This window comes from Streptococcus cristatus, assembly GCF_001588905.1.
GTDB classification, from domain to species: Bacteria; Bacillota; Bacilli; order Lactobacillales; family Streptococcaceae; genus Streptococcus; species Streptococcus cristatus_N.
In genome coordinates this window covers 1-18,841 of the sequence record NZ_LAWH01000008.1, presented here as the reverse complement: position 1 = coordinate 18,841, position 18,841 = coordinate 1, and the positions used below count along the sequence as shown (strand labels likewise).

The window sequence follows — 18,841 nt, the reverse complement described above, 5'->3', positions numbered from 1 at the left end:
CTAGTCACCTATACTTATTAACACTTCACTTACGTTTATTATATTATAATCAAGCGAAAAATCAAAACGTTTCTTGAATCCTGTAATAAATGAATAGCAAAAACAAAAAACAAAGGCATTCTCATGGAATACCTCCGCTTCTGTATATATTTATTCAAATACAAATTGATTGTGGTAGAGCTCAGAATAGAAGCCGCCTAGATGCAGCAATTCATGATGATTGCCTCTTTCAATGACTTCCCCATCTTTTAAGACAATAATCTGGTCCGCATTTAATATGGTCTTTAGACGGTGAGCGATGACAAAGCTGGTTCGACCTGCCACAATGGCCTCCATCGCGCTCTGGATCTTGCTCTCGGTTACCGTATCAACGTTGGAGGTGGCCTCATCCAAGATCAGTACTTGAGGATCGGTCAAAAGGGTTCGAGCGATCGAAATCAATTGCTTTTGACCTGTTGAAAAGATGTTTTGATCATCATCTACGATTGTGTCGTATTTATCAGGCAAGCTTTCAATATACTCGTGAATATGGGTAGCACGCGCAGCAATTTCAACCATCTCCTGACTGGCATCCGGCACTCCAAATCGGATATTGTCTCGAATGGTTCCGCTGAACAAGACAGAATCTTGCAAAACGATACCGACATGACTGCGCAAACTATCCAAGTCATAGTCTCGGATATCGCGCCCGTCAAATTCGATACTGCCCTTATCCACATCGTAAAAACGATTGATCAGGTTCATAATGGTCGTCTTGCCCGATCCTGTCGGTCCTACAACAGCTATCATCTTGCCTTTTGGCGCTGAAATGGAAACATCTTTCAAAATCGGCTTACCTTCGACATAAGAGAAATCCACATGCTTTATCTCGACGCCTTCTTTCAGCTCGGTAAAGGCTGGAGCATTCTGCGGGCGCACTTCCTCAGGCGCATCAAACATTTCCTGAATCCGATCTGCACCAGTGAAAGCCAGCTGCAGGCTTCCCCAGCTTGCCGCAACCTGAATGATGGGCTGATAGTATTGTTGAGAAAACTGTGTAAAGGTTGAAATCAGACCAATGGCTACTGAGGTCTTTACATTAGAATCATTGAGCATAATGGCTGAGCCCACAAAAATCACGATAGCCGTATTGATCAGGCTCATTCCGTTCATGACAGGAAAGAGCAAACCAGCAAAAGCGCGTCCTTTAAAGGTTGCTGACCGAACCTTATCATTTTGCTGGACAAAGCCTTTGATAACTTCTTCTTGCATTCCCTGCACAATAACTGCCTTCTGGCCGGAAATCGTCTCGTCCATATAGGCATTGAGCTGACCGACTTCTTTTTGCTGCAAGTCTGTGTACTTACGAGCCAGCTTGACGATAGACACCAAGACAATGATGGCTACTGGCGTACTGGCAATCGTCACCCAAGCCAAGGTCGCATGCCGTATAAACATGATGATAATCAGACCGATGTAGAGAGCAATATTGCTCATCACTTGGACTAGACTCTCGTTGAAAGCCTGCAAGATATTATCCAAATCGCTGGTAAAACGCGACAAGATATCCCCATCTTGATGGCGGTCAAAGAAGGAAACGGTCAAGCGAGCCAATTTCCCAAAGAGCCCCTTGCGCATTTCATTGGTTGAGTAGGAAATGATCCGACTCATCAGCAGCATGTAAATCAAGCTCGATAGCGAAAGGAAGATGAAAGCCAGCGCTAAATTCCACATGATTCCTTGGAAAGTGGCAAAGGCTGAAACATCACCTGAAGCAAGCTTGCCACTCGCAAAAGCACTACCCAACTCCACCAGCTCACTGATGGCTAGACCTGTAAAAATCAGAAAGAGAACCTGTAAAACCGTCGAGATGACAATCATAATCATGACGACCAAAAAGGCCAGTTTATACTGCTTGAAATATTGCCAGAAAAATTTTGCTGTCTTCATCTTAGTCCTCCTTTCCTTTTTGTGTCTCATAAATTTCTCGGTAGACATCATTTGTAGCAACCAAGTCTGCGTGTCTACCTTGGCCAATCAAGCGCCCTTGATCTAGCACCAAAATCTTGTCCGCATGAACCACAGAGCTAATCTTCTGGGCAATGATGATGGTCGTTGTTCCCTTCAAATCCTTGTTCAGCGCCTCTTGGACCAACTTTTCGGACTTGGCATCCAGAGCGGAAGTCGAGTCATCTAGGATAAGAATATTGGGATTGCTGACGACACCACGCGCGATCGACATTCTTTGCTTTTGTCCGCCGGAGAAATTATTTCCCCGTTCTTCGACTCGGCTGTTGTAGGTGTCTTCCATTCGATTGATAAACTCGCTTGCCTGAGCAATGCGCGCCGCCTGTTCTAACTCTGGCAGGCTGGCATTTTGCTTCCCTTGACGCAGATTGTCCGCAATCGTCCCCTTAAATAAAATAGCTTTTTGCAGAACGATGGAAACATTTTTTCTCAGCGAAGCTTCACTAATGTCGCGCAAGTCCTTGCCACCAATCTTGATAGAACCTTCCTGAGGATCAAAAAGGCGTGGAATGAGCTGGGCCAGAGTTGATTTCCCTGCTCCCGTCGCTCCGACAACACCAATCATCTCTCCTGGTTTGACTTCAAAGCTAATATCCTTGAGCATAGGCTCTGTATCTGTCGGATAGGTAAAGGTCACATGGTCAAAGACCAGACTACCTTCCAAATCTTCTTCAGCTTCATTCTTGAAGGTCATCGCTGGCTCTGTATCCAATACCTCCTTGATCCGCCGAATCGACACCATAGCGCGCGTAACGGTATTGCCCAAAAAGCCAACCATGATGATGGTAAACATGATTTGATTCAAGTAAGAAATGAAAGAAACAATCGAGCTAACCAAACCTGGATCCATCTGTATCATGCTAGACAAGAGCCACATGGTCAGATAGACAGCCCCATAGCCGACGATCATCATCATCGGTTGAACGATCGAAAAGGCATAGCCAATAAAGAGATTTTGCTCCAAAAGTTCATCTGAAACTTGCGTAAATTTCTGATACTGCTCTCTCTCCTGCACGAAAGATTTGACGACACGGACGCCACGCAGATTTTCTTTGGCAATCGAATTGATCTTTTCTAAGAGAACTTGGAATTTGGCAAAGCGTGGCCCCATCAAGCCCATCATCACTCCTGTCAAAAAGAAGACCAAAAAGACCATCAAGACAATGACCCACCACAAGGAGGGAATGGTCACCACCGCCAAAATAAAGGAACCTAAAAATAAAATAGGCAGGCGGAATAAAATCTGGAACATCATCATGACCAAATTTTGCACTTGGTTGATGTCATTGGTCATTCGGACGACTAGATTCCCCGCATTGAACTGTTCAATATTGGCATAAGAGAAAGTCTGAATTTTCCGAAAGGTTTTTTCCCGTAAATCTGACGACACACCTTGCGCAATATAGGCTGCCAGGGTCACATTTGCCCCGCCAGCGAGCAAGCCAACCAGACCAAAGCCCAGCAACCAGGCTCCCAAACGATAGATTTCTTCCCGATTTCCTGACAAAAGAGCATTCAAGACATCTTTGAAATACAGGGGCTGCAACAGCGAGCTAGCCAGCATCAGCGATGTCATAAGAAGAGATAGAAAGATAAATAATTTATAGGCTGATAAAGCTTTTCTGAACATAATTCCTCCTCGTAGATTTTTAACTTTGTTTAGCTTCCTTACTATATCATAGATAAAAACAATGTCAAGTAAGAAATTTCAACTATTGTATGGTACAATATAGTAAATAACTCTAAAAGCAAGTGAGTCCTTTTGTGGGTCTCGTACAAGGAGAAAAGATGGATAAACAACGAATTGCTGTGGTTGGCCCCGGTTCTTGGGGAACGGCTCTATCGCAAGTCCTCAATGATAATGGCCATGAAGTCCGGATTTGGGGCAATATTGCAGAGCAGATTGACGAGATCAATAACCAGCATACAAACAAACGCTATTTCAAAGATGTGGTTCTAAGCGAGGAAATTAAGGCTTATCATGACTTGAACGATGCTCTAGAGAACGTAGATGCTGTGCTTTTTGTCGTACCGACCAAGGTGACCCGTCTAGTAGCCAAACAAGTTGCGCAAACCTTGGATCACAAGGTAAAAATCATGCACGCATCCAAGGGATTAGAGCCTAACAGCCACAAACGAATTTCGACTATTCTGGAAGAGGAAATCCCTGCAGAGCTGCGCAGCGAGATTGTCGTTGTCTCAGGCCCTAGCCACGCTGAGGAAACCATCGTCCGCGATATTACCCTGATTACCGCAGCATCTAAGGACCTCGAAACCGCTAAATATGTGCAGGAGCTCTTCAGCAACCACTACTTCCGCCTCTACACCAATACCGATGTCGTCGGAGTAGAAACAGCAGGTGCTCTCAAAAACATCATTGCAGTCGGAGCTGGAGCTCTCCACGGACTGGGCTATGGTGACAATGCCAAAGCTGCCATCATCACACGCGGTCTGGCTGAAATTACCCGACTGGGTGTCAAACTTGGAGCTAGCCCTCTGACTTACAGCGGTCTTTCTGGTGTCGGCGACTTGATTGTCACAGGAACCTCTATCCACTCTCGCAACTGGCGGGCTGGAGATGCGCTGGGGTGCGGCGAAAAACTGGCTGATATTGAAGCTAATATGGGCATGGTTATCGAAGGAATCTCTACCACCAAGGCAGCCTACGAACTAGCTCAGGAGCTCGGTGTCTACATGCCAATTACCCAAGCTATTTACAAGGTCATCTATGACGGCCATGATATCAAAGATGCTATTCATGATATGATGAATAACGAATTCAAAGCTGAAAATGAGTGGTCTTAATTCATAGTATTTTTTATAAAGGAGAAATTTATGCCAAAAGTCAGAAAAGCAGTCATCCCTGCAGCCGGTCTCGGAACCCGCTTCTTGCCAGCCACTAAGGCACTGGCCAAAGAAATGCTGCCGATCGTTGACAAACCAACTATTCAGTTTATCGTCGAGGAAGCTCTCAAATCTGGAATCAAAGACATTCTAGTTGTCACAGGGAAGTCAAAACGCTCCATCGAGGACCACTTTGACTCCAACTTTGAGCTAGAATATAACCTCAAAGAAAAGGGCAAGAACGACCTGCTCAAGTTGGTGGATGAAACCACTGGTATTGGCTTGCATTTCATCCGTCAGAGTCACCCACGTGGACTCGGGGACGCCGTACTTCAAGCCAAGGCCTTCATCGGAAATGAACCTTTTGTGGTCATGCTAGGTGATGATTTGATGGACATTACCAATGACAAGGCAGTGCCACTCACCAAACAACTCATGGATGACTACGCAGCAACCCACGCATCTACCATTGCAGTTATGCAGGTTCCTCACGAAGAAGTCTCTGCTTATGGCGTTATTGCACCGCAAGGCGAAGGCGTCAATGGCCTCTACAGCGTTGAAAAATTTGTTGAAAAACCAGCACCAGAAGATGCACCAAGTGATTTGGCCATTATCGGTCGCTACCTGCTCACGCCAGAAATTTTTGAGATCTTGGAAAAACAAACTCCTGGTGCGGGCAATGAAATCCAACTGACTGATGCCATTGATACCCTCAACAAGACTCAGCGCGTTTTTGCCCGTGAATTTAAAGGCGACCGCTATGATGTCGGCGACAAGTTTGGCTTCATGAAAACTTCTATCGATTACGCCCTCAAACACCCTCAAGTCAAAGACGATTTGAAACAGTACATTATCGATTTAGGCAAAAAATTAGATAAGAAAGCGAAAAAATAATAGAAGCGCTCAAGCAATAGATTAGCTAATGCGTCAGCTTTTATCATCGTACAGAAAAACACCTAGTAAATCTAGGTGTTTTCTTATAAGCTATTCACTTACTTATTGTCTTGGTTGGAAGAGTAGTTAGTGTTAGGGAATGATTCTACATTCTTGAAATTTTTTCCACCTTCCGAACTTGCCGCATATCCAAAGCGGTTATTTGGATTGCCTGCTGTATTAACAACTGTGGTTTGTGGAGTTTTTTCTGGCTCTGAACTAGGGGCTTCACCGTAAGATTTTGGTTGTTCAAAGACTTGGACACTTGTTATCTTACCTTTTGTAGCCGCATAACCAAAGCGGTTATTTGGATTGCCTGCTGCATTTGCAACTGTTATGACTGGAGTTTTTTCTGGCTCTGGACTAGGAGCTGGATCTTCTGGCTTCTTCTCTGGTTCTTGACCAGGAGCTGGTTTCTCTGATTCCTTTTCAGGTTCTTTTTCTGGAGTAGATGGTTCCTTATAATCATCAGGAAGAGACGCTCTATATGGATCATCTTTACGTCCAGCTGCTGCTAATTGAGCCTGCATTTGAGCTTCATAGTTCTTGAAATATCCAAATAGACGCTCAGATCTAGCTAAAGCTTCATTGGTTACTTCTGATTCTGCAGCCTTCGCAGCTTCTTCATTTCCTTTCAAAGCAGTATATTTATCATCTCTTGCTTTTTGCTCAATAATCCATTGTTTTTCCAACTCTTTCCAATGGTCTTGAACACTCTTGCCAAAGATATCTTGATTCTTGATAGCCATTTGGTCAATGTGCCATACTGTCCAGTACCATGAGTTTGGATCATAAGTAGCTGTCTGTGGCTTGAAGGCCTTGTAAGTATCCTGAACGTTACCGTAGAAAGGCACGTATGGTGTATTGCGTGATGGTCCCAAACCGAGCCAAACTTTACCACCGAAAGATTTTGGCAGTTTCGGATCAATTTGGTAGACATGAGCATCGATAACATTTTCATTACCTAGGGCGTATTTGTACTGATCTTTCCGAACAGCATCATTAGCCCCATCATCACCTTGTTTCTTAACACCAATTTGATCATCGGGTACGAAACGGCCATTCAGATGTTCAAAGCGGTTCCGTTGCAAAGCAAAGGCATCTTCAAGAGTGAATTTCTTGTTTGGATCTGTTGGGGAGCGGAAAAGTTCGTACTCTTCATCTTCGTAAGTAATTTTAGATTTTGGATCAAGAAGTGTGATTCCTGCATACGTACGAGAACGGTCGCCTTCTGCATATTTTTCAGGTCCGTATGATTTAGCAATGTGGAAATTGCCATCTTTATCTGTCTTGTAGTTTCCTGCTTCTTTGGCTACTTTCTCTACATCTTCAGAAGCAATAACATTTTCTTTGTCCTTCAAATCTACATGACCAAGGTAATAAGTATTAGCAAAAACTGCATACTTATCTTCAGGCACTTTCACGGCTACGTATTGGTGGCCAGACAAGATTTCCATGTACCAAGTCTCTTTTTGATCGGCAACCACCACTGTATTCCCTTCAGCAGAACCCTTTTCTTTAATGACTTTTCCAAGCAACTCGATTGCTTCACGAGCTGTTTTGGCACGAGGCAAAATCACATCTAACATAGCAGCTTCGGCCAGCCCATCTGCTTTTAAAGGATCTTTTTCAAGGACCTTTTTATTTGGGATTGCTGTGACTGTGGATGACATAGAAACACCTGCTTCATTAAAGCCATGTTCTCCAAAAGCACCGTTACTACCATCACCACGCGCAGAATCATAGGTTGCAGTATATTTCATTTCGCTGGCTGCACGTGGATAGGTGAAACCATTGGACTCATCCACAATCTGGTCGCCTTCCTTATATTTTTTGGCTTCCACAACAACATAGTTTTTGTTGTGCTTGCCACCATTCGGGTAGTAAGGATAGTCTTCTGTACGACCAAAAAGTGTTGATCCATCCTTAGTCAAATGCCGACCAATAATGAAGCCACAGCAGGCTTGCACAGCTTGGATAGGTAAGAGCATGATTGCCATTAATGAAATAGCAATTTTAAAGATTGTCTTCTTCATTATGAACTCCTTTTTATTTTTGGGGAATACCCCTGATGTTTATAGTAATAGTATAGTCCTTTTTAGGTCTTTTTGCAAGCGCTTACAAAAATGTTTTTTTATACCTTTTACAGATAGAAAATAGAGAAAACATACATTAATGAAAAAGTAGAGATAGAAATATTACTAGTTTATTCCTAATTTATCCATATTATGCCTCTTTAAAGTAAAATTCCTTGCTTTATAAAAATCATATTTATAAAAAGAATACCGCTTTAAAAAGCGGTAATTGAATTCATTTCTCAAAAAATTGGTCGTTGAAAAGTCAGAAAAATCAAAATAGCTGCTAATCCAAGGTAGGCTGCCAGTGCTAAAAATCGTTGAGTCTTGCTAAAAGCGTAGCGCTCTCCCGAAACTGGTAAGATCACAGCTCCTAAAGCTCCGCCAACTAGACCGCCCAAGTGGCCTGCAAGGCTAATTCCCGGTAAAAAACTCATGACCAGATTGACAGCCAGTAGGCTCATATAGGACTGACCCAGCTGCTGCAGATAGTAGTTTCGCGTAGCATAACGAAGCACAACAACGGAAGCAAAAAGGCCGAAAAGAGCAGTAGACGCCCCGGCTGCCAGGCTATTGGGTGAAAAATAGACCACAAATAAATTCCCCATCACGCCTGACATCAGGTAGAGTATCAAAAATTTCCATGAGCCAAAGATAGCTTCAATCTGCCGACCAAGGAAGTAGAGCGTCAGCATATTGACCACAAAATGCTCCAAACCAATGTGGATAAAAATAGCAGCAAAAACCCGCCAAAACTGCTCCGGCAGCGCTTGAATCGTGTAACCGTGCACGGCTCCAAAGTGATACAAGGCTTCGGAACTGCTGTATTGAAAACCGTAAGAAAGAAACATCAAGACAAAAACAAGGCTCGTTAGGATAAGCAGGATGCTTGTCACAGGATAGTCTCTATCAAAGATCTGCTTCATAAATAAGTAACTCCTTTACCGCAACATCATGTTGAGCTGGTGTAAATTCTGCCTGTTGGACTGCATAAATAGTGCTGATGCTTGCTCCTTCATAATCAGCTAGATAGCGATCATAGTAGCCGCCGCCGTAACCAATCCGAAAACCTTGAGAACTGAAGACCACACCCGGCACATGAATCAGATCAATTTCTGTCTTATCCACAGCCTCTTTGCTCATTGGCTCCATAAGACCAAAAGAGCTCTTTTGAAGGCGGCTTTCATCATAGTCCACAAATATCATCCGACCCTGGCCATAGGTCTTAGGCACCAAAACCCGCTTACCATCCAACTGAGCCTGCTTGATAAAGGCTGCGGTAGAGACTTCATGCGGCATAGAAAGATAGGTAGCGATAACCTGAGCTTCTTGATAAGCTGCTGAACTGAGCAAGTGCTGGGTCAGCCAGCTATCTGCCTGCTCTTTTTCTTTTACCGACAGTTTTTTCATTTGCTTTAGTACAGTTTGTCTCAGCTCTTTTTTCATGCAGGTCGTCCACCTTTTTCTTATCTTTCGTTGATTTTATAATCTAGGAATTTCCCAATCTTTTCAATAGCAAAGGGCAGTGCTGCCTCGTCCGGTGTCATCTTGGGATGATGGAGGGCATAGGGACTATCCACTCCCAGCCAGAACATGACGCCCTTGACCTTGCTGAGCAGATAACCGAAATCCTCGCCTGTCATAGCCGGCTCAATATCAATCAGCTGCACGCCTTCTTCCTTCTGGAAAAAATCCATCAATTCGTCTGCCAGACCAGGATGGTTTTCCACAGGCAGATAGCCACCTTGTTTAAGCTCCAAGTCCAATTCCAGACCGAAACTTTGGGCTATGCCATCTGCTATTTCCCGTAAGCGCTTCTGAGTCAAGAGATTCATCTCCTGAGTCAGAGTCCGAATGGTGCCATGCAAAAAGGCTGTTTCTGCGATGACATTGTTGGTCGTGCCAGCATGGAGCGAACCAAAGGTTACAACCGCCCCCTCGATAGGATTGACATTGCGACTGACAATGGTCTGCACCTGGGTGATAAAGTAGCTAGCCGCCACCAAAGCATCATTGGCTTCATGAGGAAAAGCCGCATGCCCCCCCTTCCCCTTAAAAGTCAGCTTGACTTCACAGGTGCCAGCAAAGAGCGTTCCTCTGTTGGTCGCAATATCACCGACCTTGAGGTCCGGCCGCACATGGAGACCGTAAAACTCATCTGGCAACCAGTCACCAAAGGCACCATCTTCATACATGAGCATGCCGCCAGCTTCATTTTCCTCAGCAGGCTGAAAGAGAAAGAGTAGATTATGGGTGGGCTGAGTGCTCACAGCTTGTTCCAGCAGGCCTAGAGCGACCGTCATGTGCATATCGTGTCCGCAGGCATGCATCCGACCTTCATGGGTACTAGCAAAGTCCAGTCCTGTATCCTCCACAATCGGCAAACCATCAATATCTGTCCGCCAACCAATCGTCTTATCCGGCGAACTTCCCTTGATAAAGACCAAAATACCTGTCCGCCAAGTTCGGATTTCCACAAAGTCTAGACCTGCTGTCAGTCCATCAATGACCTGCATCAGGTAGGCATGAGTCTTGTATTCTTCCAGACCGATTTCTGGTATCTGGTGCAAATCACGGCGAATGTTCAGATAATCAAGCATTGTTTCTTTCCTTTAAAATCCTGTCAGAACAAACAAAGAGTCAGACCGCCCCGATGAAGTTCAAGGGCGGCTATCTTTTAACCAATATTAAAGAGTACGCAGAGCGTCTTCCAGGACTGTCTTCTGCTGGGTCTTCTCGTCAATGGTCTTGATAACTCGAGCTGGAACACCAGCAACTACTACGTTTTCCGGAACATCCTGGGTCACAATCGCACCAGCCGCAACAACGGAACCACTGCCAATTTGTACACCTTCGATCACAACCGCATTGGCACCAATCAGCACGTTATCTCCGACCCGAACTGGCTCAGCACTAGCAGGCTCAATGACTCCCGCCAGAACAGCACCAGCACCGACATGGCTGTTTTTGCCAACAATCGCTCGGCCGCCCAGAATGGCACCCATATCAATCATGGTCCCAGCACCAATCTCCGCACCGATATTGATGACTGCCCCCATCATGATGACAGCATTATCACCAATTTCGACTTGGTCACGGATAATAGCGCCCGGCTCAATACGGGCATTGATGTCGCGCTTATCCAAAAGCGGCACCGCTGAATTGCGGGCATCCTGCTCTACAACATAGGTCTTATTTTCCTCTAAGTTCACTAGGAGCGGCTTGATTTCTTCCCAGTCTCCAAAAAGAACATTGCCTAACTTCACAACAGACCAAGGGATTGATCCGTGCAATTCTCCATCAAAAGTTACCTTGACAGGAGTTTTTTTCTTGGCATCAGCGATAAATTTGATAATTTCTTGAGCGTTCATTTTAGTAGCAGACATGGCGTCACCTCTTTGTTCTTTCTATTCTTTGTTGGGAGAAGATAGTCCCTCTCCTATCTCTTTTATTTCTCTATTATAACACAATTCGGCTATACAGTTAGGACTTTAGTAGCAGCTAGTATGCTATTTGGACTCTTGGAGTTTATTCAGATGAAGTTGGCCTTCCTTATCTCTTTTTCCCATCTTTCTATCCTTGTCTATTTAAGAAAAATTCCGCGCTCTCTAGTCTAGGGTATCAGACCGTACTTGTCATCATACTGGTGAGGCGGTAAGTCCCATTCACTTCGTCAAAATACAAAGAAACAGACATCTTCTCCTTAGTTAGATAGCTCATACTAAAAAAAACAACTTGCTTTTTAAGCGTTTTATGAGCATAAATACTCTTTGGCATCCCCAGTTCTGCAATGGCTTGCTTGACTTCCATTCCTTCTCGATCACTTTTGGGAATGAGCAACCGATAATCATCAACTGTCTTCGTAATTGATTCCCCAGCATTCTGGAAGAAATCGGCAGATACACTATAGAGCTCCATTCCTCCTCCAGTACTCCTAAGATGCATATTAACAACTCCTTTTCTTCCTACTAAATTGTAGGAAAGTATCACCAATTTACTGCCTTTCACGCGATTATCCACACTCCCAGAGCTGGCTTTCCCATACTTCTCAACGATATCCTCTGGAGACACATTAGGTTGGTTCATGGTTTTAATCAACTCGAATATCTCTTCGAATGGAAAATCGACCTCTCGATTCTTTTCAATAAAAGCTGAATTCCCCTCCGTCAGGATCTCAATCTTATTTTCTGATTCTGTCGGAACAGTATTAACAGACGATATAGCTGATTGATTTCCTTCTGACTTAAAAGCTGGTCTCATATACATCATCAAGAAGCTAATCAGTCCCACTAGACCTGCAGCAATCACTAAGAGTGAGGCATAACGAGATAGCACAGACTTTGCTAAAAGCTGGCCATTGGGATTGCCTGCTGACTCTGTTCGCCGCTTTTCTTTACTTGAAAACTCAAAACCCGACTCTCGAGAGCCATCATTAGAGAAGGCTCTCTGCTTTTTTTGGTCTAAACTTGACCTTTTTCCCCATTCTCTTTGGACTTTTCTTCCTTTTCCCATCCTCATCTCCTCCAAGGAACCTAAGTTCCTCTTGTTTTTCTAGTAATTCCTGTCTTTCCTCTAAAAACAACTTCTGCTAAATAAGCCAAGCTCTAGCACCAAGCACTTCCTATCAATAGACACTCTTCCGAGTCAACTCATAATCACCTGTTGGACTTAAGACAAACTCTAAATAGAGATATCTTCCATCTTTTAGTTTATATTTGATGTAAACTGTCGTTTGATTCTTATAGTCCGCCGACTTATTGATAACTTGTGGCACACCAAATCGTTCCAACACTGCTTGTAAATTTTTACTTGGTGCTGATTTATCCACAGTAAAATCCTGAAAATCTTCCTCAGTCCATAAATCCGAATGAGTTGATTGAGACTGGCTAAGCAATCCTTCCCCTCGAATTGTATTCAGCCGATACTGATCTCCGATAAGATTGAAATAGAGCTTGACGATTTGCCCTCCACCTGATGAGAGATAAAAAAGGTAGAGAGCCTTTTCTTCTCCATCTTTGGCCACACTTCCCGAACTTGCTTTTCCATATCGTTCAGCAATTTCCTCTGCTGTCGGAGACAGTTGCTCACTCGCCCCTTGCCCAGGCGAAGAAACGTGCAGAGCTAGGACATCCTCGAAAGTCCAAGTCATATTTTCTGGCTCCTTGTCAGCACTAGAAGCCGACGATGCCGACTCCTCTTGATCCGAAACTTCCCATTCGCTAGACGAGTCTGCAACGTAAGCAGAAGCTATATTTTCTTGGCTCGATTCCCAGCTTATTTGGTCAATACTTCTGTCACGAGTGCCCATATTTGAAAGAAAACGATAGAGCAAAAGAAGGGCTAATGATAGCAAGACCAGACTCGCCAAAGCAGCAACTAGAAACTTAACATTCCCCTTCTTTCTTGTTCTAAGCCTACTCGATTTCCAACCAGTTTTAACTCCAAACTGATTCTCTCCTAGCTTTTCTTTCCTTGTTTCTTCCTTTGTCTGTTCGAGGGCAGCTCCTCCCCGTTCCCGCTGATTCTTGACCGACGAAGTGTTTCTAGCTTTAAACTTGGATTTGTGCTCCCGCCTCAATGCTTCTAAATTTCTATCTCTCACCTTTTCACCTATCAACTAAATACTTGATTGCTCATTCCCTTTCTACAAACGGCTGATTCTCCTGCTAGGCAAGCGCTACTGAGCACCTGCATCTCCCGCTTCATTTCCCAAACCCGAACTATCTGTTAATTGATAGCTCTGAGACTTATTATTTTCAAAAGAAAAACCGGCTTCCTGCCCATCCTCTAAACGGTAATAAATCGATAGAGTAGCATTGCCCAAGATTCCCCCATTCCAATCAAGGCGCTCTGGAAGTCCCAACTGACTGACAATCTCTTGATAGGTCTTTCCTTTCTCTATACCAGCAAGTTCTTGACGAGTGAGTTGAGCATTTCGGTTTGGTAGATGCGCACTACTGAGATGAGCACATTTTAGGGACTGCAACTTAGGAGTTTCAGACGGTCCAAAATAGCTCTTAAAAGAGAGGTTAACTTTCGCTTCCGTCCCCGCTTGTGAATAGTCTAAAGCTATCGTCTTGATTAGATCATCTTGTTCCATTTCTTTACCAGACTCAGCTTTCCCTAACTTTGCAACCACCTCGTCGACCTTTGTCAGATTTGGAACCGATGAAGTGAAGTCTGAGAACAAGGAAGTAACATCATCATAGCTAATATGAAACTGATACTCTTCTTTTTTAGCAATCCATTCTGGACGATTATCAGATTTCAAATCTTGATCCTTTCCATATGAGTCTAACATACGAGAAATAGCTGCAGCTTTTTCTTTATCTTTTACCTTTTCCATCTCTAGCCACGTTTTTCCAGCCTCAGCCAAAAAAGTCAAAATCCCCAAACTGGAAAGTACCATCACCCATATCTTAGAAAAGAATCCTAGTTTTTTCTTCTTAAACTCTACTTTATCTATCTCTCTAGCAAGCTCATTCGAGCTTATTCGCGGAGAAAGCTTTGTCTGCTTTGGTTCAACAAGGCCTGACACCGGCTGGCTAGCTTGATTTCCACCAAGGACTTGGTTTTGTTTGTTAGCTTTCAGTGATTCTAAGCTAGAAATGAGACGCTTCAGCTCTCTCTGCTTTAATTCCAACAAATTCTGCGACAGAAGCGACAGAGGCTCCTTTACCTGCTGAGCTCCTTCTAACTGCTCAGAAAACACTGGCTGGTCTTGAGGACTTGGTTTAGCCCCATAGCCGGTTTTGTCTTCTATTGAAGAGACGGCAGACAACTCATTGCTTGAGCTCTCTATTGGAAAGGCCGCTTTTGATGGAGGCGAAACAGATGGACGAGGATGATTTTCTTTTGGTCCTCCCTGCACTTCTTTCAGTCCAGCAGATGGTTTGATATCTTTGTCTTCCTTGGTTTTCCATTTGGATAGAAAGGATGGTTGGCTATTTGCTGGCTTTTTCGTTTGGGCCTTCTTGAATTTTGATTGATGTTTCTGCCTCAAAGCTTCCAGATTTCTCTTTCCCATAACTTCTCCTCATCTATTGGCTCTTCTATCATTGAAAAGACGACTCTATTAACTTCACACTGACTCTTCGCTGAATGCTGCTATTCTCTTTTCTATAACCATACCAGTCAAATAGCTACGCAAACTATCAGATTTTCTACCTTGTGTACTTAACTGTTTCAAGACAATAGCCTACCCTGAAACTTGTCATGCTAATATAACTTTATTCCAGTATATCATATTTTGAACCAGCTTAGCTTGAAGGCACACAAGCAAGAAGGCACAAACTCTCGTCCGTGCCCACAAAACCAACTATATATGACTATTTTTGTTTCACTTTTTCAGCCAATAATAACTTCATCCGAACTCCTTCCCAATCTTGGTCCTCTGCTTTTCCAGAGCCGCCCAAATAGTAACAAGCTCAATTTTTTGATAAAAGTCTATCCCATTGCTACTGCATCTTCTCTGATTGTAACATATAATCAGGGAAAGGAAAACCATCGCTGAGTGGACAAGTAAGGAAAAAGCCAGATAGCAGGCTGGCTAATAAAGCATGGTAACAGTTGATTTTTAAAAGAGCAAAAAACCTCCCCAAAGGGAGGCTGCGTTCTATATTACAAACGTGCGTTGAGTTCTTTGCTCAATTCTTCAAATCCTGGTTTACCAAGAAGGGCAAACATGTTGCGTTTGTAGGCTTCAACACCTGGTTGGTCAAATGGGTTGATGGCATTCAAGTAACCTGAAAGGGCAATGGCCAATTCGAAGAAGTAGATAGTGTAGCCAAGAGTGAAGGCATCTTGCTCTGGAAGAGTCACGTACATGTTTGGTACATCACCGTCAGTGTGGGCAAGAAGAACACCGTCAGTCGCTTTTTTATTTACAAAGTCAACGTCTTTTCCTTGAAGGTAACCAAGTCCGTCAAGGTCTTCTTCCAAGCTAGGGATGATCACGTTCTTGCGTGGTTTGTCAACACGGACAACTGTTTCAAACATGATACGAGTTCCCTCTTGGATAAATTGACCTAGTGAGTGCAAGTCAGTTGAGAAGTTAGCTGAAGTTGGGTAGATCCCTTTTTGGTCTTTTCCTTCTGACTCACCAGCCAATTGTTTCCACCATTCTGAGAAGTATTGAAGTGATGGCTCATAGTTTACCAAGATTTCAGTTGCATAACCTTTACGGTAAAGGATGTTGCGAACGGCTGCGTATTGGTAAGCTTCATTTTCTGAAAGTTTGTCTGAAGTGTAATCTTTACGAGCTGCATTCGCACCTTCCATAAGGGCTTTGATGTCTGCACCTGATGCAGCGATTGGAAGCAGACCAACTGCTGTCAAGACTGAGAAACGTCCACCGATGTCATCTGGAACTACAAATGTTTCCCAACCATTCGCATCTGCTTCAACCTTAACAGCACCTTTTTGGCGGTCAGTTGTTGCGTAGATACGTTTGTTGGCTTCCTCTTGACCGTATTTCTTAACCAAGAGTTCTTTGAAGACACGGAAAGCGATCGCTGGTTCTGTTGTTGTACCTGATTTAGAAATCACGTTTACTGAGAAATCTTTGTCTGCTACGTACTCTACCAAGTCAGCAAGGTAAGTAGATGAGATTGAGTTTCCAGCGTAAAGGATTTGCGGCGCTTTGCGTTCTTCTTTTGTTTGCAAGTTAGCAAAGTGGTGGTTCAAGAAGTCGATGGCCGCTTTAGCACCGAGGTAAGATCCACCGATACCGATCACAACCAAAACATCGCTGTCTGATTTGATTTGCTCCGCAGCCTTCAAGATGCGGTCAAACTCTTCGCGGTCGTAGTTCTCAGGAAGGTCCAACCAACCCAAAAAGTCGCTTCCAGCACCAGTTCCTTTGCGGATCAATTCGTCTGCTGCTGTTACTTGTGATTGCATGTACTCCACTTCATGTGGGGCAACAAATTTATCTAAAACTTTTGAATAATCAAATTTAATATGTGACATGATATTCCTCCATTTTTTCTTCCACTCTATCATATCGCTTTCATACTTTTTTAGCAAGTAATTCCTTCGATGAAAACGCTTTAATATAAAATTTTGTTAATTTTTTTACAATTTTGCAAATCCTAGACCAGAAGCGAACGCAATCGTTTGCGCAATCTGCTATTTTTACCACAAAATCCCTGTCACCAGTTTCATGGGTAGGTTGAGATTCAAAGATTCTGTCCCATCAGAAAAACTGTGTCGATTGCTCTAAGATTCATCTGCGACTTTTAGGCTTGATTTTGTAGTTTTCGGAACCTAGTTCTCACTTTGCTCGAACTGCGTCAATGCCTCTAAACTCATCTGCGACTTTCAGTCTTGATTCATCAAGAGCAATAGAAAAGAGCACACAGCTCAAATCGCTTAGGGCTGCTGGATTCCTCCCCTGACCCGCTTCACGCAGAACTGTTGCTCCACTAATTAGTATAACACAAACTTTCTTTTTTGGCTAATTTTCTCTACTTTTTCCTGCGATTTCTGAAAAAGTTCTGCATAATCGCCACGCATTCTTCTTCTAAAAGACCACTTTCAACCTCTACGCGATGATTCAACCGCTCATCCGTCAGGATATCGTAGAGACTGCCCCCAGCACCGAATTTCTGGTTTTTCGCCCCATAGATCACCTTGGGAATGCGAGCCAGACCGATAGCTCCGCTACACATGACGCAGGGCTCAATCGTGACAAAAAGTGTCGTATCCAATAGGCGCCAGCTATTTTCACGCTGATTGGCCTCTTCAATCGCCATGATTTCCGCATGCATGACCGCCCGCTGCAGCTCCTCACGCGCATTATGCCCGCGTCCGATAATCTGACCATTCTTGACCAAAACACAGCCAATCGGTATTTCATCATTGGCGAGGGCAATCTCCGCCTCCTTCAGCGCCTCCCTCATAAACATTTCTTTTTCCTCTATCGTGTAATCCATCACTTTCCTCTTCCTTTCAGTTTCTTTGTTCATTATACCACAGGCAGCTTATGACTCACAAAAAAGCCGCCGATTGGGCGACTCTTATGGGAGATTATTATGAAAAAGTTTAGGAGGTTTAAACAAAGTTAGGAGGTCTTTGTTTATGCTTCTAGTATAGCCGGCCTATCTTAAATAAAGCTTAAGCTTTTTGAATATTGATGATTTTAGCAATTTCTCCAACCTCTTGGACAATATAGGTGGCGCCGGCTTCTTCCAATTCTTCCTTGCTACCAAAGCCATAAAGGACACCGATAGAATCAAGCTTTTGCGCTTGAGCCCCAAGCACATCGTGCTCCCTGTCTCCAATCATGATGGTATGCGCCAAATCTGTAATCCCATTTTGCTCTAAGGCATACTGGATAACATCGCTTTTTTTACTACGTTTTCTATCCATGGTCGCACCAGCGACAAAGTCAAAATCATCATACAAGCCAAAATGCTTGAGAATCTGAATGGAAAATTCTTCAGGTTTTGACGTAGCTACAATCAACTGTTTGCCAGCCTGCTTCAGAGAAGCCAGCAAGTCAGGAACGCCTGGGTAGACCTCGTTTTCATAAAGGCCTTTTTCGGAAAAGTACTCATGATAGTAATCAATGGCCTTTAAACATTCTTCCTTAGAAAATCCATAAAAGCGCTCAAAAGAATCCTGCAAGGGCGGACCGATGAAAACCCTCAATGCCTTCTTGTCTGGCACTTGAATCCCATATTTTCCTAAGGCGTAGGCCACTGAGTTGGTAATCCCTTGTTCTGAATTGGTCAAGGTACCGTCTAGGTCAAATAAAATCGTTTGATACATTTTTCCTCTCTCTGCTTTCAAAAAGAGGCTGGGACAAAAGTCCTAGCCTCTCAATTGTCTTTGGATTGTCGAGCAAGACGCAGTGGTTGAGTGGGCTCTACTAAGCTGATTTCATCAGCTTCTACAGCCCTACTCAACTGTGCGGAGGTGGGACGACGAAATCGAATTCTAACGAATTACCGATTTCTGTCCCACTCTCTTTTTCATTA

At 43.7% G+C, this 18,841-nt stretch carries 15 protein-coding genes and 1 other RNA gene; 2 read left to right on the top strand and 14 right to left on the bottom strand.

The window, feature by feature from the left end; genetic code table 11:
* Positions 1–150: 150 nt before the first annotated feature.
* Together A0765_RS01575 and A0765_RS01570 are read right to left on the bottom strand one after the other, a co-directional pair.
* A complete protein-coding gene (locus A0765_RS01575; protein WP_062004336.1) occupies positions 151–1,929 on the bottom strand; it encodes an ABC transporter ATP-binding protein in 1,779 nt (592 codons plus the stop codon).
* A 1-nt stretch (position 1,930) separates the two neighbouring features.
* On the bottom strand, positions 1,931–3,637 hold the full coding sequence (locus A0765_RS01570; protein ID WP_062004334.1) for an ABC transporter ATP-binding protein: 1,707 nt from the start codon (positions 3,635–3,637) through the stop codon (positions 1,931–1,933).
* Between the two features lie 158 nt (positions 3,638–3,795).
* On the opposite strand from A0765_RS01570, the gene A0765_RS01565 reads away from it, so the two are divergent.
* The gene (locus tag A0765_RS01565; protein WP_062004331.1) at positions 3,796–4,812 is read left to right on the top strand and encodes an NAD(P)H-dependent glycerol-3-phosphate dehydrogenase; all 1,017 of its coding nucleotides are present in this window, start codon (positions 3,796–3,798) and stop codon (positions 4,810–4,812) included.
* Positions 4,813–4,842: 30 nt separating this feature from the next.
* On the top strand, positions 4,843–5,745 hold the full coding sequence (galU, locus tag A0765_RS01560; protein ID WP_062004330.1) for a UTP--glucose-1-phosphate uridylyltransferase GalU: 903 nt from the start codon (positions 4,843–4,845) through the stop codon (positions 5,743–5,745).
* 98 nt (positions 5,746–5,843) lie between these two features.
* Here galU and A0765_RS01555 read toward each other — a convergent pair whose 3' ends face one another.
* The 12 genes from A0765_RS01555 to A0765_RS01500 form a co-directional block, all read right to left on the bottom strand.
* Positions 5,844–7,820: a C69 family dipeptidase gene (locus A0765_RS01555; protein ID WP_062004328.1), complete on the bottom strand. Its 1,977-nt coding sequence runs from the start codon at positions 7,818–7,820 to the stop codon at positions 5,844–5,846.
* Between the two features lie 281 nt (positions 7,821–8,101).
* Complete coding sequence (locus A0765_RS01550; RefSeq protein WP_062004326.1) at positions 8,102–8,785, bottom strand: rhomboid family intramembrane serine protease; 684 nt, start codon at positions 8,783–8,785, stop codon at positions 8,102–8,104.
* Entirely contained in the window at positions 8,769–9,305 is a 537-nt protein-coding gene (locus A0765_RS01545; RefSeq protein WP_062004325.1) for a 5-formyltetrahydrofolate cyclo-ligase, read from the bottom strand. Before A0765_RS01545 ends, A0765_RS01550 begins: the two co-directional genes overlap by 17 nt.
* Positions 9,306–9,325: 20 nt before the next feature.
* Positions 9,326–10,459: an N-acetyldiaminopimelate deacetylase gene (locus tag A0765_RS01540; RefSeq protein ID WP_062004323.1), complete on the bottom strand. Its 1,134-nt coding sequence runs from the start codon at positions 10,457–10,459 to the stop codon at positions 9,326–9,328.
* A gap of 87 nt (positions 10,460–10,546) precedes the next feature.
* Positions 10,547–11,245 carry a 2,3,4,5-tetrahydropyridine-2,6-dicarboxylate N-acetyltransferase gene (dapD, locus tag A0765_RS01535; protein WP_062004321.1) on the bottom strand — a complete coding sequence of 233 codons (699 nt, stop codon included), beginning with the start codon at positions 11,243–11,245 and terminating at the stop codon, positions 10,547–10,549.
* Positions 11,246–11,480: 235 nt separating this feature from the next.
* Positions 11,481–12,371, bottom strand: coding sequence for a hypothetical protein (locus A0765_RS01530; protein ID WP_062004319.1), 891 nt, complete (start codon positions 12,369–12,371; stop codon positions 11,481–11,483).
* 112 nt (positions 12,372–12,483) lie between these two features.
* Positions 12,484–13,461 (bottom strand): hypothetical protein, encoded by a 978-nt coding sequence (locus tag A0765_RS01525; protein ID WP_068981944.1) that lies wholly within the window; start codon positions 13,459–13,461, stop codon positions 12,484–12,486.
* Between the two features lie 75 nt (positions 13,462–13,536).
* The gene (locus tag A0765_RS01520) at positions 13,537–14,886 is read right to left on the bottom strand and encodes a hypothetical protein (RefSeq protein WP_062004315.1); all 1,350 of its coding nucleotides are present in this window, start codon (positions 14,884–14,886) and stop codon (positions 13,537–13,539) included.
* A gap of 593 nt (positions 14,887–15,479) precedes the next feature.
* Entirely contained in the window at positions 15,480–16,829 is a 1,350-nt protein-coding gene (locus tag A0765_RS01515) for a glucose-6-phosphate isomerase (protein WP_032911308.1), read from the bottom strand.
* Between the two features lie 366 nt (positions 16,830–17,195).
* Positions 17,196–17,294, bottom strand: an RNA gene (gene ffs / locus A0765_RS01510) — signal recognition particle sRNA small type.
* A 32-nt stretch (positions 17,295–17,326) separates the two neighbouring features.
* Entirely contained in the window at positions 17,327–17,794 is a 468-nt protein-coding gene (gene tadA / locus A0765_RS01505) for a tRNA adenosine(34) deaminase TadA (protein WP_179856133.1), read from the bottom strand.
* Positions 17,795–17,975: 181 nt separating this feature from the next.
* Positions 17,976–18,632, bottom strand: coding sequence for an HAD family hydrolase (locus tag A0765_RS01500; RefSeq protein ID WP_062004311.1), 657 nt, complete (start codon positions 18,630–18,632; stop codon positions 17,976–17,978).
* Between the last annotated feature and the right edge of the window lie 209 nt (positions 18,633–18,841).

Coding starts and splice junctions, on each gene's coding strand:
- A0765_RS01500 (WP_062004311.1), bottom strand. CDS start 18,632: ATGTATCAAACGATTTTATTTGACCTAGACGGTACCTTGACCAATTCA.
- A0765_RS01530 (WP_062004319.1), bottom strand. CDS start 12,371: ATGGGAAAAGGAAGAAAAGTCCAAAGAGAATGGGGAAAAAGGTCAAGT.
- A0765_RS01515 (WP_032911308.1), bottom strand. CDS start 16,829: ATGTCACATATTAAATTTGATTATTCAAAAGTTTTAGATAAATTTGTT.
- A0765_RS01550 (WP_062004326.1), bottom strand. CDS start 8,785: ATGAAGCAGATCTTTGATAGAGACTATCCTGTGACAAGCATCCTGCTT.
- A0765_RS01540 (WP_062004323.1), bottom strand. CDS start 10,459: ATGCTTGATTATCTGAACATTCGCCGTGATTTGCACCAGATACCAGAA.
- A0765_RS01520 (WP_062004315.1), bottom strand. CDS start 14,886: ATGGGAAAGAGAAATCTGGAAGCTTTGAGGCAGAAACATCAATCAAAA.
- A0765_RS01555 (WP_062004328.1), bottom strand. CDS start 7,820: ATGAAGAAGACAATCTTTAAAATTGCTATTTCATTAATGGCAATCATG.
- A0765_RS01545 (WP_062004325.1), bottom strand. CDS start 9,305: ATGAAAAAAGAGCTGAGACAAACTGTACTAAAGCAAATGAAAAAACTG.
- dapD (WP_062004321.1), bottom strand. CDS start 11,245: ATGTCTGCTACTAAAATGAACGCTCAAGAAATTATCAAATTTATCGCT.
- A0765_RS01575 (WP_062004336.1), bottom strand. CDS start 1,929: ATGAAGACAGCAAAATTTTTCTGGCAATATTTCAAGCAGTATAAACTG.
- tadA (WP_179856133.1), bottom strand. CDS start 17,794: ATGGATTACACGATAGAGGAAAAAGAAATGTTTATGAGGGAGGCGCTG.
- galU (WP_062004330.1), top strand. CDS start 4,843: ATGCCAAAAGTCAGAAAAGCAGTCATCCCTGCAGCCGGTCTCGGAACC.
- A0765_RS01565 (WP_062004331.1), top strand. CDS start 3,796: ATGGATAAACAACGAATTGCTGTGGTTGGCCCCGGTTCTTGGGGAACG.
- A0765_RS01570 (WP_062004334.1), bottom strand. CDS start 3,637: ATGTTCAGAAAAGCTTTATCAGCCTATAAATTATTTATCTTTCTATCT.